The organism is Streptomyces sp. NPDC039609 (assembly GCF_055596705.1).
In genome coordinates this window covers 215540-230824 of the sequence record NZ_JBVIUJ010000002.1, presented here as the reverse complement: position 1 = coordinate 230824, position 15285 = coordinate 215540, and the positions used below count along the sequence as shown (strand labels likewise).

The 15285-nt window shown below is 72.0% G+C and carries 13 protein-coding genes and 1 tRNA gene; 9 read left to right on the top strand and 5 right to left on the bottom strand.

Features of this window, described 5'->3' with window-relative positions; translation table 11 throughout:
- Positions 1–33 precede the first annotated feature (33 nt).
- The gene (locus tag ACZ561_RS06540) at positions 34–627 is read right to left on the bottom strand and encodes a histidine phosphatase family protein (RefSeq protein WP_470990431.1); all 594 of its coding nucleotides are present in this window, start codon (positions 625–627) and stop codon (positions 34–36) included.
- 142 nt (positions 628–769) lie between these two features.
- On the opposite strand from ACZ561_RS06540, the gene ACZ561_RS06535 reads away from it, so the two are divergent.
- From ACZ561_RS06535 to ACZ561_RS06520, 4 genes are all read left to right on the top strand, one after another.
- Entirely contained in the window at positions 770–1627 is an 858-nt protein-coding gene (locus ACZ561_RS06535) for a phosphatase PAP2 family protein (RefSeq protein WP_470990429.1), read from the top strand.
- A complete protein-coding gene (locus ACZ561_RS06530; RefSeq protein ID WP_470990427.1) occupies positions 1560–2711 on the top strand; it encodes a hypothetical protein in 1152 nt (383 codons plus the stop codon). Before ACZ561_RS06535 ends, ACZ561_RS06530 begins: the two co-directional genes overlap by 68 nt.
- A gap of 199 nt (positions 2712–2910) precedes the next feature.
- On the top strand, positions 2911–4500 hold the full coding sequence (locus tag ACZ561_RS06525) for a hypothetical protein (protein ID WP_470990425.1): 1590 nt from the start codon (positions 2911–2913) through the stop codon (positions 4498–4500).
- Positions 4497–5834 carry an AAA domain-containing protein gene (locus ACZ561_RS06520; protein WP_470990423.1) on the top strand — a complete coding sequence of 446 codons (1338 nt, stop codon included), beginning with the start codon at positions 4497–4499 and terminating at the stop codon, positions 5832–5834. Before ACZ561_RS06525 ends, ACZ561_RS06520 begins: the two co-directional genes overlap by 4 nt.
- 91 nt (positions 5835–5925) lie before the next feature.
- Here ACZ561_RS06520 and ACZ561_RS06515 read toward each other — a convergent pair whose 3' ends face one another.
- The gene (locus ACZ561_RS06515) at positions 5926–6525 is read right to left on the bottom strand and encodes a peroxiredoxin-like family protein (RefSeq protein ID WP_470990421.1); all 600 of its coding nucleotides are present in this window, start codon (positions 6523–6525) and stop codon (positions 5926–5928) included.
- 69 nt (positions 6526–6594) lie between these two features.
- Between ACZ561_RS06515 and ACZ561_RS06510 the strand changes: the two genes are divergently transcribed.
- The 4 genes from ACZ561_RS06510 to ACZ561_RS06495 all read left to right on the top strand — a co-directional run bounded on the left by ACZ561_RS06510 (position 6595) and on the right by ACZ561_RS06495 (position 8577).
- Positions 6595–7209: a TetR/AcrR family transcriptional regulator gene (locus tag ACZ561_RS06510; RefSeq protein ID WP_470990419.1), complete on the top strand. Its 615-nt coding sequence runs from the start codon at positions 6595–6597 to the stop codon at positions 7207–7209.
- A 99-nt stretch (positions 7210–7308) separates the two neighbouring features.
- A complete protein-coding gene (locus ACZ561_RS06505; RefSeq protein ID WP_470990417.1) occupies positions 7309–7665 on the top strand; it encodes a hypothetical protein in 357 nt (118 codons plus the stop codon).
- Positions 7666–7841: 176 nt separating this feature from the next.
- A complete protein-coding gene (locus ACZ561_RS06500; protein WP_376430906.1) occupies positions 7842–8513 on the top strand; it encodes a bifunctional DNA primase/polymerase in 672 nt (223 codons plus the stop codon).
- Positions 8504–8577: transfer RNA gene (locus ACZ561_RS06495), tRNA-Lys, on the top strand. Before ACZ561_RS06500 ends, ACZ561_RS06495 begins: the two co-directional genes overlap by 10 nt.
- A 59-nt stretch (positions 8578–8636) precedes the next feature.
- Here ACZ561_RS06495 and ACZ561_RS06490 read toward each other — a convergent pair.
- On the bottom strand, positions 8637–9887 hold the full coding sequence (locus ACZ561_RS06490; protein WP_470990415.1) for a M6 family metalloprotease domain-containing protein: 1251 nt from the start codon (positions 9885–9887) through the stop codon (positions 8637–8639).
- A 356-nt stretch (positions 9888–10243) separates the two neighbouring features.
- Between ACZ561_RS06490 and ACZ561_RS06485 the strand changes: the two genes are divergently transcribed.
- A complete protein-coding gene (locus ACZ561_RS06485) occupies positions 10244–12118 on the top strand; it encodes a putative bifunctional diguanylate cyclase/phosphodiesterase (protein WP_470990413.1) in 1875 nt (624 codons plus the stop codon).
- A 134-nt stretch (positions 12119–12252) separates the two neighbouring features.
- On the opposite strand, the gene ACZ561_RS06480 is transcribed toward ACZ561_RS06485, so the two are convergent.
- Positions 12253–13953 (bottom strand): glycosyl hydrolase family 18 protein, encoded by a 1701-nt coding sequence (locus ACZ561_RS06480; protein ID WP_470990411.1) that lies wholly within the window; start codon positions 13951–13953, stop codon positions 12253–12255.
- A 237-nt stretch (positions 13954–14190) separates the two neighbouring features.
- Positions 14191–15258 (bottom strand): LLM class flavin-dependent oxidoreductase, encoded by a 1068-nt coding sequence (locus tag ACZ561_RS06475; RefSeq protein ID WP_470990409.1) that lies wholly within the window; start codon positions 15256–15258, stop codon positions 14191–14193.
- Between the last annotated feature and the right edge of the window lie 27 nt (positions 15259–15285).

The window sequence follows — 15285 nt, the reverse complement described above, 5'->3', positions numbered from 1 at the left end:
CCGCCCGGGGCGGCGAGGGCGGGACCGGGACGCCTACTCCAGGTGCCCGGTGTCGTTCCAGCGTGCGAGGGCCGGCTCGCCGTACATCCAGCCCAGCACCGACAGGCTCGTCGGGTCGAGGCCGATGCGGGCGCCGAAGGAGACCTCCTCGCCCAGCCAACGCGCCGCGATCGTCCGCAGGATGTGGCCGTGCGCGAAGACCAGCACGTCACGGTCCGCCGAGCGCGCCCACTCCACGACCTCGTCGGCCCGCGCCGCGACCTGCGCCAGGCTCTCTCCCTCCGGCACGGCGTCGCGCCACAGCAGCCAGCCGGGCTGAAGGGCCTGGATCTGGGGCGGGGTCAGCCCCTCATACGCCCCGTAGTCCCACTCCATCAGCGCGTCCCACTCCTGCGCCCGCTCGCCGAAGCCGGCGAGCTCGCAGGTCTCACGCGCGCGTACCAGCGGGCTGGTGCGGATCTCCAGGTCCGGCAGCCCGTTCCACGGCGCCCGGTGCAGCCGCTCGCCGAGCAGCTTGGCGCCGCGCCGACCCTCGTCCAGCAGCGGGATGTCCGTCCTGCCGGTGTGGCGGCCGAGCAGCGACCATTCGGTCTGACCGTGCCGGGCGAGCAGGATGCGCGGTGGCATGAAGGCTCCCTGTTTCTTCAACGGGGCGACGTTTCGCAGTGCACATCCATCATCGCTCACGTGAATTCGCGGCGACGCCCGGGCAACCCGCGCGCCCCTGCCGACGTCCCTCTCCTCGGCCGAAACGAGAGGGATCCGAGGAATGCGCAGACCACGCTGGTGGGCGGAACTGATACTCATCGGCGTCGTGTACGCCGCGTACTCCTGCGGACGGCTGCTCGCCCGCGGCGATGTGCAGAGCGCCGTCGACCACGGCCTGGCCATCCTCGACCTGGAGAAGGCCCTCCATCTGAACGCCGAGCACCCGCTGAACCGGCTCTTCACCGAGACCCCGGCCCTGGGGATCCCCGCCGACTTCGCGTACGCCTCCCTGCACTACGTCGTCACCCCGGCCGTCCTGATCTGGCTCTTCCGCCGCCGCCCCGGCCACTACCGGGCCGCCCGCACCTGGCTGATGGTCTCCACCCTCCTCGGTCTGATCGGCTTCACCCTGCTGCCCACCTGCCCGCCCCGGCTCCTCGACGCCCACCACGGCTTCGTCGACACGATGGCCCAGTTCAGCTCGTACGGCTGGTGGGGCGCCGAGGCCAGCGCACCGCGCGGGATGGGCGCGATGACGAACCAGTACGCGGCGATGCCGAGCCTGCACGTCGGCTGGGCGCTGTGGTGCGGGGTGATGCTGTGGCGGTACGGCCGTACGCCGCTGCTGAAGGTCCTCGGCGTCGCCTATCCGCTGCTCACCACGGTGATCGTCATGGGCACGGCGAACCACTACTTCCTCGACGCGGTCGCCGGGGCGGCGGTGATGGGGCTCGGGCTCCTGCTCACCGCGCCCGCGCTGCGCCTCGCGGACCGGGTCCGCGGCACCCTCGGGAGCACCGTCGGGCGGGAGGACCGGCCGATTGTCAGTGGCGGATGGGAGACTTCCGCGGGTGAGCGAATCCCTGGGCAGCGGAGCTCCTCGACCTCCGCAGACGACACTCCGGCAGCAGCTCGCTGAGCTGCGCGGACCGGCCGTGGCGCCGCATCCGCTGGACGCGCGGGCGCTGGCGGCGCTGGCCGCCAACCCCGGCTGCCGGCGACGCGCGCTGCTCGACGGCGCCGCGGTGGACAAGGCCGCGCTCGCCTCGAAGCTGGGCTCGCCGGCGGCGTTCGGACAGTCCCAGTTCGCCTTCATGCGGGGCAACGCCTTCGAGGCGAAGGTCAAGGCCGACGGCGGCCGCGAGCTGCTGCGCCTGCTCGGCATCGAGGAGCCCGGGGCGGTACGGCTCCCGGATCTGGCCGCGGTCGGGCCCGAGGGCCGCGCGGCCCGCACGGCCCTCGCGCTGCGCGAGGCCACAGCCGCCGGGGAGTGGGGGCTGCTCGACCATCCGATGCTGGCCCTGGACGTGGCGGGCTCCCCCGCCTTTCTCGAGCCCGACGTGGTGGTCGTGCACCCCGACGGCCGGTGGACTGTCGTGGAGATCAAGTCGTTCCCGATGATCGACGGTTCGGCGGACGCCTCCAAGGTCGGCGCGGCGGCCCGACAGGCGGCGGTGTACGTCCTGGCCCTGGAGCGGCTGGCGGCGCTGACGGAGGGTGCGGCGGTGGCGCACTCGGTGCTCCTCGTCTGCCCGAAGGACTTCTCCAACCTGCCGACGGCCTCGGTCGTCGACGTGCGCAAGCAGCTGTCCGTGACCCGCCGGCAGCTGGCCCGGCTGACCCGGATCGAGGACATCGCGGACGCGCTGCCCGACGGCGTCACCTTCGACGTGGAGACCTGCTCCCCGGAAGAGCTGGCGTCGGCGGTGGAGTCGGTTCCGTACGCGTACGCGCCGGAGTGTCTGGCCGCCTGCGAGCTGGCCTTCCACTGCCGGGAGCGCGCGAGACTCGCCGGTGCGGTGGAGGCGCTCGGTCGTTCGGTACGGGGCGAGCTCGGCGGGCTGACCACGATAGGCGCCGTTCTGGCGGCGGCGCGCGGCGAGGAGGGCGACGCGGAGGACCCGACGGTCGACGCGCTGCGCCGGGCGCGGGCGCTGCGCGAGGAGGCACTGGCGGCCGCGCCCGCGCGGACCCTGAGGGAGATCGTCGAATGTCCTTGCTGAGCACGAGGCGGGCTGACGGGACAGGGCGGGCCCGCATGCCGGGCCGACGCCCCGAGCCGACGCGGCACGACGGCCACCCGGCAGGGGGCGTCCGCACCGGCCACCCCGCGCAGGCCGTCCACACGCGGCACCTGCCGCAGGGGCCGCGCGTTCGGACCGCGGACCGCCCCGGCACGGAACGTCCCCGCGGAGGCTCCTCATGTCGCTGATCTCCACCCTCGCCCGGCTGGAGGCCGTCGAGTCCGGGCGGGCGCAGCCGCTGGCCACGGTGCGGCACCGGCATCTGTCGGACCGGCCGCTCGTCCTCGTACCGCTGACCACGGCCGGCGAGGCGGGCGCGCCGCTCGGCGCGCTGGTCGGTACCGATCCCGAGGAGCCGCGGCTCCTGGTCGTCGCGCAGCCGCGCGACCGGGACCTGCGGTTCGCGTTCCTCGCCGACCTGGCCGAGGAGGTCCTGCCGTACATCGACTCGTTCGCCGACGTGGTCGAGGCGGCGGAGAAGAACGAAACCGACCCGGAGACCGGCAAGAAGGTCAAGGTCGAGGTCGAACTGTGCGCGGACGCCCCGCAGTTGATCACGCCGAGCCGGGCGGGCATCGAGTACGTACGGCTCCTCGGGCGGTCGATGCGGTTCCGCCGGACGGCGGAGCAGGACCCGGAGACGCCGTTCCCGGCGCCGCCGCGCGTGCCGCTGCTCGGCCGGTGGCTGACGCACTTCGGCGAGCGGGCCCGCGTGCCGGGTTCCTCGTTGCTGCTGTCGGCGACCGAGCTGCTGAACCGGCACTGGGCGACGGGCCAGTCCTCCCTGGAGGACCAGCACCTGGGCGCGTTGCTGGCCTGGGTCGATCCCCCGGAGGGGGATTCCGGTGCGGAGGCGGCGCTGCGGGCCGAGCTCGGCCGGGACCGTGACGGGCAGCTGCTGTGCCCGCCCGCCGGTCCCGCGACCGACCCGGCCTTCGACAACCGGCTGCTCGCGCCCGCGATCGAGCGCTTCGACCGGGCCCGGCAGGCCCTGGCCGCGGCCGAGGACGGCGAGAGCGCCGACGAGCGACTCGGCGAACTGCACCGCGCCCAGAGGGAGATCCGCCGGCTGATCGTCTCGCAGCTCAAGCCGACCTGGGACGCGGTGTGGCGCTCCCTCGATCTGCTGCGGGAGCTGCCCGAGGGGGCCAGGGTGACGGACCGCTGGACCCGCGACCGCTGGTCGTTCACCGGCCACCGCGACCGGGTCGTGGCCGGCGAACCGCCGCAGCCGCGCCGCGACGACGCGGTGACGGCCGCCCAGAAGCTGGCTGCGCGGGAGTCCGCGCAAGGCCAGCTCGACGCCCAGGAGGCCCTCGACGATCCGCTGGTGCTCGCGGGGCGGCGGCTCGCCGGAGAGGCGTTCGAGACGGAGGTGGTGGACGTGACGATGGCCTGGTCGGAGTCGAAGCGGCCCTCGCCGCGCCCGCTGCTCACGGTCCGCACCGACGACCGGCCGCACCTGTCCGAGCGGGTGAAGGTGTACCGCTCGCTCGAAGGCAAGCCGCAGACGGCCGAGTTCGTGCGGTACGAGGACGACGGCTCGCTCGTGCTGCGGGTCACCGACCGGATGGGCCGCTCCAAGGAGCCCGCCGAGGGCTCGGTGCCGGAGAAGGGCGAGCGGATCGCCTGGACGCTGTTCGAGCACGACCAGCGCGTGGGTGCCAAGCTGCCGGACCCGGAGGAGACACCCTGGACGCATGGCGGACCTCCGCGCTCCGAGGTCGCCGAACTGCCCGATGCCGTCACCACGGAGGACCTGCTGTGACCGCCGACGACTTCGACCCCTCGGCGGCGGCCGCACGGGCGACGGACGACATCCTGCGGGACACCCTGCGCGGGAGCGCCCGGGGCGTCGTCGTCGACTCCCCGCCGGGCGCGGGCAAGTCGACGCTCGTTGTCCGGGCCGCGCTCGAACTGGCCTCGGCGGGACGGCCCCTGATGGTCGTCGCGCAGACGAACGCACAGGTCGACGACCTGGTGCTGCGACTCGCCGAGAAGGAGCCGGACCTGCCGGTGGGCCGGCTGCACTCCAACGACAGCGATCCGTACGACAAGGCGCTCGACGATCTGGAGAACGTACGGAAGTCCTCGAAGGCGGGGGACCTGGCGGGGCTTCCGGTGACGATCTCGACGGCCGCGAAGTGGGCGCACGTGAAGAACGTAGAGCCGTGGGCGCACGCGATCGTGGACGAGGCGTACCAGATGCGCTCGGACTCGCTGCTCGCCGTGGCCGGGCTCTTCGAGCGGGCGCTCTTCGTGGGCGACCCGGGGCAGTTGGACCCGTTCTCGGTGGTCGGTGCCGAGCAGTGGGCGGGACTCTCGTACGACCCGTCGGCGAGCGCGGTCTCGACGCTGCTCGCCCACAATCCGGATCTGCCGCAGCACCGACTGCCCGTCTCCTGGCGGCTGCCGGCCTCGGCCGCGCCGCTGGTGTCCGACGCGTTCTATCCGTACACCCGCTTCCGCAGCGGCACCGACCACGGTGACCGGCGGCTGGCCTTCGGGGTGCCGTCGGACGGTTCGGGCCCGGATCGCGTCCTGGACGAGGCCGCGGAGTCGGGCTGGGGCCTGCTGGAACTCCCCGCCCGGCACACCCCGCGTACGGATCCCGAGGCGGTCCGGGCGGTGGCTCTGGTGGTGCGCCGGCTCCTGGACCGGGGCGGCGCGGCCGTATCGGAGCGTTCGCCCGACCCGGTCCCGCTGACCCCCGATCGGATCGCGGTCGGCACGGCCCACCGCGACCAGGCGGCGGCGGTCCGCGCGGCGCTCGCGGAACTGGGCGTCTCGGGCGTGACGGTGGACACCGCGAACCGGCTGCAGGGCCGTGAGTACGACGTGACGGTGGTCCTCCACCCCCTCTCGGGCCGCCCGGACGCCACGGCCTTCCACCTGGAGACGGGCCGCCTCTGCGTCCTGACCTCCCGCCACCGCCACGCCTGCATCGTGGTCTGCCGCGCGGGTGTGTCGGACCTCCTGGACGACCACCCGTCGACGGAACCGGTCCAGTTGGGAGTGACGGTCAAGTTCCCGGACGGCTGGGAGGCGATGATGAGCACGTGGGACTTCTGGTCCGGCCATCGCGTCCCGTGGCGTCCGTAGGGCCGTCTGTGGGGCCCGCACCCGCGGGCACCGGGGAAGCGGCTGGGGCAGATCCGCGACGAGCCCTGCGAACCGCCCCCGAGCGGTCGCGTCAGCCTGTCGTCGGGGTGAGGCCGTCCAGTCGGGACGCCGCCGCGTGGGCGAGGAGTTCGTCGACCGGCCATTGGTCGTCGAGGTGTTCGCCGTACTTCGCGGCGACGATGCGGCCATCGGTGCCGATCAGGAAGTCGCCCGGCAGACCGAGCCGGCCGCCCTGCGGGCTGCGTACCGGCGGGCGGGCGCGGCCGCGCAGCATCTCCCAGGTGCCGACGGTCACGGCCCGGACCACCGGCCCCCACGCCCGGGGGCCGAGCAGCGCCCGGGGCGAGGACTCGACGCCGAACGCGGTGTAGAGCCCCTTGCCCGGGTCGGCGACGACCGGGAACGGCAGGCCTTCCAGGTGCGGGGTCAACTCCTCGGCCGGTGAGTGGAAGACGACGACCTCACGGATGCCGGCCGCCTCGATCTCCTCGTGCCGTCGCACCACGGACCGCAGGTGCAGATGGCAGACGGGGCAGCCGGCGAAGCGCCGGAACTGCAGATGGACGAGTCGTCCGGGGTCCGGGACCGCGACCGGGGGGCCGAGGAGCGGTTCAAGGGTGCGGACGGGGACCGTCGAGCCGGGTCGCAGCCGCTTTGCGGGCAGGGCCATGGAACACCTCCACGTAGGCGTACGGTGTACTCCTATTCAGCGTAGGCGTATGCCGTACGCTGTCAACCCATGCCGCGCCCCCGCTCCCTCACCCAGGACCGATTGGCCGCCGCCGCCCTCGCCGTCATCGACCGCGACGGACTCGACGGCCTGTCGATGCGCACCGTCGCCAAGGAACTCGGCATGAGCACGATGGGGCTCTACCGGTACGTGGCCGACCGCGACGAGCTGGAGGGGCTGGTCGTCGAGCGCGTCCTGAGCACCGTCGACCCCACCCCGCCCACCGTCGACACGCCGTGGCGGGACCGGATCGAGGCCATGGTCCGCCGACTCCGCGACAGCGTGGGCGAACACCCCGCCGCCGTCCCGCTCACCGTCACCCACCGGCACCGACTGCCCGGACTGCTGCGCTGGTCGGAGTCGGTGCTCGGGATCCTGGCCGAGGCGGGCATCGAGGGCGAACAGCGGGTCGTCGCCCTGCGCGGCCTGATCGGTTACATCGTCGGGGCGATCCAGCTCGAACACCTCGGGTCCCTCGCCGGCGCGGGCACGGCCACCATCGCCGAGCTGCCGGAGGACCACTTCCCGTACATGACGGAGGCCGCCCGGCACGCCCCCGGCATCGACGCCGAGCGGGAGTTCTTCGGCGGGCTCGCGGTCTATCTGCGCGGACTCGGCGACTGAGGATCGCGGTCCGGCACCCCACCCCCTTGCGCGAGGCGGGACAATGGAAGACGGCGGCCCGGGTGTCCGGGCCGTGTGCGTGCGAGGAGGAGAAGAACGATGGCGGAATCCGCGGAGCGGAACGGGCAGCGGCGACTCCGACCCGCGCCGCTGATCTTCGAGCCTGCCGAAGCGACCGCCGACCCGGAGCACTTCTTCGACCTGGAGTCGATCGAGGATCCCCGCGAGCTGCTGGCCCGCGCGACCGAGCTGACGCTCGCCTTCCGGGCGGCGACCGACCGGGCGATCGAGTTCCAGGCGATCGCGGCGGCCCAGCTCGCCGATCCCCGCCGGTTCGACCGGCTGACGCCCGGGGACGTCGCCGAGCGGGCGGAGTGGACCGAGGACTATGCGCGCCGGATGATCGAGTTCGGCCGCGACCTGATCCGTACGGGCGGCACGTCCCAGGACGACTGAGTCCCGGAGGACCGCCGAGCGCCGGCCCGGAGCAGGGCCGCGCTCACCCCTTCAGCCCTCTCCGCCACCACCATCTGGCATATGCCGGGGCGAAAGATACTCCCCTCGCACCCGCCCTGTCCGGCTTTCCGGCAACCCTCGGAAACAAACCGGTCACTCCCGGTAGATCTTGCTCCATGAGCGCATGGCTGCGAGACGAGACCCCCCTGAGCCCGGCCCAGAGCGACACCGACGAGCGGCGCACGGACCGGCCCGACATCTTCCGGTTCCTGCGGCAGGGGGACGAAGGGCGGCATCACACCGCGCACGTCACCTGCGCCGGTGCCGACTGGCTCGCCTCCGCCGCCGCGTTCCCGCGCTCCACGCTCGCGCTCTGGGAGGCCCGGCCGACCGCCCCCGCCGTACTCCCCTGCGGCACGGTCTTCGACGTCGTGAACGTGGACATGCTGTTCGGGCGCCGGATGCTCGACCGGCTCTGGTCGGAGGGGCCGGGCACCGGGCCCGTCGCCGTGTACCGGGGCCGGATGCTGCTGTTCGCCGCGCCCGGCACCGCCCAGCGGTTACCGGCCCTGCTCCACTGGGAGGAGTGGGGTGACGCCGTCCCGCCGCCGCTCTGCCACGGCACCGGCGACGCCGTGACCATCCCTCCGCTGACACCGCTCGAGCCCGCAGGCCCCCGCTGGGTCGTCGCGCCCGACACCCGGCACCCCTGGTTGCCGGGGCCCGAGGTCATGCTCTGGGCCTGCGTCCGGGCGGTCCGGGCAGCGTCCGCCGCCGACGTGCGGATATCGATTTTTCCTCCCGCCGATCAGGATGCTAAGGTCTACGACGTCAGCAGGCGCCGCTAGCTCAGTTGGTTAGAGCAGCTGACTCTTAATCAGCGGGTCCGGGGTTCGAGTCCCTGGCGGCGCACAGACGGAGGAAGCCCCTCGCGGAAGCGAGGGGCTTCTTCGTGTTCCAGGTCCGGCGCCTCAGGTGTTCTCCGGCAGCGTCACCTTCACCGTCCACGCACCCGCCGGCGTCCGGTCCACCACCTCCACCCGAGCCTCCTCCCCCGGCACCGTGAACGATTCCCCGACCGCCAGCGGCGCGTCCGCCAGCGGCGGATACACCGAGCGGTCCCAGCAGGCCTCGCTCTTCGGATGGGTGTCCACGACCTCGACCGGGCCGTCCCCGGACGCCGCCTCGTTCCGTACGCGGTAGATCAGCACACCCTCCGTGCAGGTGTCCTGGTCGTTGCCGGTCGAGCCGCGCGCCTCGATCGCGAGCGCGCTGCCCATCCCCGTCCGTACGACCGCGAGCCGCTTGCCGACCGTGCCGCCGACCACCGGAGCCGCCGCCAGCGACTCCAGGGTGAGCAGCCGGGTGCCCGGCTGCTGGACGCAGATCACATTGCTCCGGTCCAGCCAGCCCAGCTTCCACTTGTGCCAGCCGAAGAGGTCCGGGGCGAGGCCGAACTGGCTGCCCATGACGTCCCAGTCCCCCACATGGGTGTCCCAGTCGCCCTTGCCGTCCATGGGCCGGTGGTAGAGGTCGGGCAGGTCGAAGACATGGCCCGTCTCGTGGGCCAGCACATTGCGGTCCGGCGGGTGCCGCTCGAAGACGGTGACGACCCGCTTGATCTCCGTGCCGTCCACGGTGAGCGGGGACTCCAGGTTGACGACCTTCGTGGCGTCGGAGTCCACGCCGGGCGCGTCCGGGTCGGCGACCAGATAGACGATGTCGTACCGCGAGAAGTCGACCTGGTCGTCAGCCGCCGCGAGGGCGTCCCGCAGATAGGCCGTGCGTTTCCCCGCCTCCCAGTCGCGCTGTATGGCGTACGCCGTGGACGCCTGCGGCATCGGGGTCCAGTCGCGCCGGGTGTCGGGGTGAAGGGCGAAGCGGCCGTACGAGGCGCGCCGGAAGAAGTCGCCCGTGCTGGGGAAGTGGTCGGCTGCCAGCTCGTCGGTGCTGGTCAGCGGGGTGGAGTCGGGGAAGGACAGGAAGATCATGACCGCGTCCAGGGAGCGGACGGGCTGTGGGTAGGAGCCGTTCCAGGTGTCGAGACCCAGGGAATGGTGGGCGGCGGTACGCGGCAGGGCACAGGGACCGGCCGCGGGCGCGCCCACGGCGGGGCCCGCCACCAGCCCGGTTGCGGCGAGCGCCACGAGAGAGGTGAAGGCCGCCGCGGAGGCACGCAGCCGCGGCCGTTCCACTCCCTCGGGTGTCTGCTGACCCCTCACGTGGACCTCCGGCTCCTCATTGGGGGATACCCCACCCACCTTGTGACGGTTTGAGCCGTTTCGCACTTTTCCGCTGCCCCAGTCGGGTGAGCGCACGACACGGCGTCGACGCGACACGCGCCCTCAACGGCTCACGGAACGTCACAATCGGTCAGGCCCCCGCCGTCCCGCGTCAGACCCGCGCAGAAACGATCGGCCAGGGGTGCGCGGCGACGAGACTCACCCCCCGGTCGGGCGGGACGGGGTCCACGGAGCTGGAATAGCCCCCGGGGCTGCCCCTATGATCGGCACACTTTCCTTGGCCGACCCCATCCCGACCACGCCTGTACGGCCCAACTGCACTACGGGAGCGAGCGGTGAGCGGAACCCCCGAAGGACCGGTGCACACCCAGCTCTCGCCCGCACGAGAGCCCGCGCCCTCGATCACGGAGCGTCATCACGCGCTCCCGGTCGACGCCGAACTCCACGACTACCGAGCCGCCTTCCGGGCGGCCCAGCTCGCGATGGCCGTGGTCGACCAGAACGGCCTCGTCGTTGCCGCCAACGACGCGCTCGGCGCCCTCCTCGGCACCGAGGCCGACACGCTCACCGAGCAGGCCGCCGCCGACCTCGTCGACCTCGCCGCGGACGGCCGCACCTGGCACGCGTACCGCGAGGTGCTGCGCGGCCGCCGCTCCCGCTTCCGCTGCACGCGCCGGCTGAAGCACCCCGACGGACGCTCGCTCTGGGCCGAGGTCACCGTCTCCCCCGTGGCCGACACCCGCCGCGTCCTGCTCTCCATCGCGGACATCAGCGACCGGCGCGAACTGCAGGCGCGGCTGCGCCACCTCCAGATGCACGACCCGGTGACCCGGCTCCCCAACCGCACGCTGTTCTTCGAGCGGCTCTCGGCGGCCCTGGAGGCGGCCTCCCAGGAGGACGAGCTCCCGGACATCCGATCGTCACACCTGTCGCACGAGTCGTACTCGTCGTACGGGCATGGCGGAACAGGGCGGATCGGTCTCATCTACCTCGATCTCGACGGCTTCAAAGCGGTCAACGACACCATGGGGCACCGGATCGGGGACCGGCTGCTCGCCGCCGTCGCCGCCCGCCTGACGGAGTGCGCGGACAACGACGGGTACACCAGGAGCGGTGGCCATCTGGTGGCGCGGCTCGGTGGCGACGAGTTCGCGATCCTCGTCGAGGACTCCACGGGGACCGAACAGCTCGCGGATCTGGCGCAGTCCGTGCTCTGCGCGCTTCAGCAGCCCTTCGATCTGGCCGGACAGCGGCTCTCGGTCTCGGCCTCGATCGGGGTGGTGGAGCGGGGCGCCCGCGGGACGACCGCGACGGGGCTGATGCAGGCCGCGGACACCACGCTGTACTGGGCGAAGGCCGACGGCAAGGCCCGCTGGACCCTCTTCGACCCCGAGCGCAACGCGCACCGGATGACTCGGCAGGCGCTCTCCTCCACTCTCCGACCGGCCGTGGAGCGCGGGGAGTTCGGACTGGAGTACCAGCCACTGGTGGGTCTCGCCGACGGCGCGGTGCACGGGGTGGAGGCGCTGGTGCGCTGGAATCACCCGCAGTTCGGCACGCTTCCGCCGAATCGGTTCGTCGGGATCGCCGAGGAGGACGGCTCGATCGTCGAGCTGGGGCGGTGGGTGCTGCGCACGGCATGCACACAGGCCCGACAGTGGCAGAAGGACCATCCGCGCGAGCGGCCGCTGTTCGTGAGCGTCAACGTCGCCGTCCGCCAGGTCTGGGACTCCGACCTGGTGGCGGACGTGGCGGGGATCCTGGCGGAGACCGGGCTCGCGCCGCATCTGCTCCAGTTGGAGCTGACCGAATCCGCGGTGATGGGGTCGGCGGGGCGGCCGCTCCAGGCGCTGCAGGCGCTGAGCGACATGGGGGTGCGGATCGCGATCGACGACTTCGGCACCGGCTACTCGAACCTGGCGTATCTGAGCCGGCTGCCCGTCTCGGTGCTCAAGCTGGACGGCTCGTTCGTCCGCGGCTTCCAGGACGAGGCGCACGCCAACCCGGCGGACGAGCTGATCGTGGAGGCACTGGTGCAACTCGCCCACCGGCTGGGTCTGACGGTCACCGCCGAGTGCGTGGAGACCTCGGGGCAGGCGACCCGGCTGCGGCGCATCGGCTGTGACACGGGGCAGGGCTGGCTCTATTCGCGCGCGGTGGCCCCGGACCGTATCGCGGAGCTGATCGGATCCACCACGCTGTCGGCCTGAGCGGCCCGCCGTCGGCATGAACCGCCGGCTGCCGGTGCGCTCCGCCGGAGCCGCCCGGGCACGGGCATGGAACTGCCCCCGGCCGGAGGGACATTCCGGGCGGGGGCAGCGGTCATGTGGTGCTCAGCGGGGAGCTAGCAGGCGCCCTGGTCCTTCCAGACGCCCCACTCGCCGGTCGTGCCCGGCGTCTCGTTCTGGGTCCACCACTGGGCCAGCCACTTGCGGCCGTTGTGGGAGACCACGCTGCCGCCGGTGTAGACGGTGCCGGCCACGTAGGCCGGGACGGAGCCGCAGCCGGTCGGAGGCGTCGTCGGCGGGGTCGTGGGCGGAGTGGTCGGAGGCGTCGTGGGCGGGGTCGTGGGCGGAGTGGTCGGCGGGACGGTCGTACCGCCGAGCGCGTCGCTGATCTGGTTCAGCAGGGTGATGTTGTTGTCCAGGCCGAGGAGCGAGTACATCATCGCCCCGGCCAGGCCGCGCTGCTTGCCGTAGTCCACCCGGGCCTGGATGGACCGCTGGTCGAGGCCGGTGAAGAACTCGCCGTCCTTGTAGAAGTACGAGGACTTGGCCTGGTCGTCCCAGAAGCTGGTCGCCGAGTTGTCGACGATGCCGCCGAGCTCCTTGTAGTGGGCGATGCCGGCCTGCTGGCTGAGCGGGCGGGCGTTCGAGCCGCCGGTCGCGCTCTGGGCGAGGCCGTTGGCGGAGCCCGCCGGGACGCCCTTCCAGCCGCGGTAGTAGAACTCGTAGCCGAGCGTCAGCTTGTTGGCCGGGAAGCCGCCGGCGATGCCGTAGGCCGGCTTGCCGTCGATCCAGGAGTCGATCGCGTTGTCGATCGAGTACTTCTCGGTGCCCGGCGCGATGGGGTCGGTCGGGTCGTTCGAGCCGGAGTACAGCGGGGACTGGTGGTACGTCGGCCCGTCGCCGTCCCAGGCGCCGTGCATGTCGTACGTCATGATGTTCGCGTAGTCGAGGTACGCGCCGATCTTGTCCGTCTCGATGTACTTGATCTTGTCCTGGCCGGCCGGGAGTGCCGCGGTCAGCATGTACTTCTTGCCGCCGTTGGCCGTGCCGTACGCGTCGAGCTGCTTACGGAACTCGGCGAGGAGAAGGGTGAAGTTCTGCTTGTCCTCGGGGCCGTAGTGGTTGCCGAGGTGGCCGCCGGAGGAGCCGGGGTACTCCCAGTCGATGTCGATGCCGTCGAAGATGCCGGCCGCGGTGCCGGGGCCGCCGAATCCGCCCTCGACCGGGAGGTTGCCCTTGAGGTACTGGTCGATGCAGGAGGAGACCAGCTTCTTTCGGCTGGCGTCGGTCTTGGCCGCGTCGTGGAAGAACTTGGAGTAGGTCCAGCCGCCGAGCGAGATGTTGATCTTCAGGTGGGGGTACTTCGCCTTCAGCTCCTTGAACTGGTTGAAGACGCCCACGATCGGCTGGTTCCAGGTGTCGGCCACGCCGTCGACGCTGTCGGCCGCGCTGAAGGACTTCTGGTAGTCGGCGTAGGAGTCGCCCGCACCGTCGCCCGCGTTGGGGTTGTTGTCGTCACCCGCGGCCTTGTTGGCCTCGAAACATGTGAGTTCGGTGGGGTGGATGTTGCCGAACGAGTAGTTGATGATGTCCAGCTTGCTCGCGATGCCCCGGGTGTCGAGGTGCTTGGGGTAGAAGGCGTTCCCGTACACGCTCCACTGGTCGTAGTACGCGATGCGGACGTTGCCGTCGGCGGCCGCCGCGGCGGTGGCGGTGCCGGCTGCCGAGGCGGAGCCGATTCCGACGGTCGCGGCGAGCGCGCCTGCGGCGAGGGCCGTGCTCACGAGCGCGGCGATCAAGGGCTTACGGGGGTGCACGTTCGGCCTCCGAGGGGGTGACGCGAGACGGGAGTTGGTGAAGTGATAGCCCCTGGGTGAACAGCACGTCAATGGTCTGAACCAGATTGAGGACTAGACCAATTGACAGGAGAAAGGCCTTGTCAGAGCGGTGCAGCACAGAAAGGAACCGCCCGCCACCACAGGTGACGAGCGGTTTAAGGTTCACTTAGGGGTATCGGAGGCAGCCCTTCCGGACCGAACCAACCTCCACGAATCTCAGCCGAGTTCCGGCATCCCGTACGCGTCCGCGATCAACTCGTAGCTCCGCAGCCGGACATCGCCGCCATGGGCGTTGGCCGTGATCATCAGCTCGTCGGCGCCGGTCCGCTTGCGCAGATCGTCCAGACCTGTGCGCACCTCGTCCGGTGTACCGAAGACGATGTTCGCCAGCCAGCTGTCCACGAAATCCCGCTCCGTCGGACTGAAGGGGTACGCCTCCGCCTCCTCCGGGGTCGGGATCAGACCCGGCCGGCCGGTACGCAGACGCAGCATCGACAGCGCGCCGGTGAGGACCTGGCGGCGGGCCTCCTTCGGGTCCTCGTGGGCGAGGGCGGCGACGCCGATGAGGGCGTAGGGGGCGTCGAGGACCTGCGAGGGGCGGAAGGAGTCCCGGTAGAGGTCGAGCGCGGGAATGGTGTTCTGGGCCGAGAAGTGGTGGGCGAAGGCGAACGGCAGGCCGAGCATCCCGGCGAGGCGGGCGCTGAAGCCGGAGGAGCCGAGCAGCCAGATCGGCGGCCTGCCCGAACTCCCCTGCACCGGACCGGGCACGGCATGGATCCGTGCGTACGGGTGGCCGTCCGGGAAGTCGTCGTCCAGGAAACGGGTCAGCTCCGCGAGCTGCTGCGGGAAGTCGTCCGCGCCCTCGTTCAGGGTCTGGGTCCGGCGCAGGGCGGCGGCCGTGGCGCCGTCCGTGCCGGGCGCGCGGCCGAGCCCGAGGTCGACCCGGCCCGGGGCGAACGCCTCCAGCGTGCCGAACTGCTCGGCGATCACCAGCGGGGCGTGGTTGGGGAGCATGACACCGCCCGAGCCGAGCCGGATGCGGTGGGTGTGGGCGGCGAGATGAGCCAGGATCACGGCCGGCGAGGAGGAGGCGACGCCAGGCATGGAGTGGTGCTCGGCGATCCAGTGGCGGTGGTAGCCGCGCCGCTCGGCGAGCTTGCTGATCTCGACGCTGGTGGCCAGCGCCTGGCTCGCGGTCCGGCCGCTGCCGACGGTCACCAGGTCCAGTACGGACAGCGGTACGGGAGAGTCCCCGTGTGCCGTGCCCCGAATCGCGTCGCTCACCGTTGACGACCCTTCTGCCAGTAGTAC

Coding starts and splice junctions, on each gene's coding strand:
- ACZ561_RS06535 (WP_470990429.1), top strand. CDS start 770: ATGCGCAGACCACGCTGGTGGGCGGAACTGATACTCATCGGCGTCGTG.
- ACZ561_RS06505 (WP_470990417.1), top strand. CDS start 7,309: ATGGCGGAATCCGCGGAGCGGAACGGGCAGCGGCGACTCCGACCCGCG.
- ACZ561_RS06500 (WP_376430906.1), top strand. CDS start 7,842: ATGAGCGCATGGCTGCGAGACGAGACCCCCCTGAGCCCGGCCCAGAGC.
- ACZ561_RS06540 (WP_470990431.1), bottom strand. CDS start 627: ATGCCACCGCGCATCCTGCTCGCCCGGCACGGTCAGACCGAATGGTCG.
- ACZ561_RS06515 (WP_470990421.1), bottom strand. CDS start 6,525: ATGGCCCTGCCCGCAAAGCGGCTGCGACCCGGCTCGACGGTCCCCGTC.
- ACZ561_RS06510 (WP_470990419.1), top strand. CDS start 6,595: ATGCCGCGCCCCCGCTCCCTCACCCAGGACCGATTGGCCGCCGCCGCC.
- ACZ561_RS06525 (WP_470990425.1), top strand. CDS start 2,911: ATGTCGCTGATCTCCACCCTCGCCCGGCTGGAGGCCGTCGAGTCCGGG.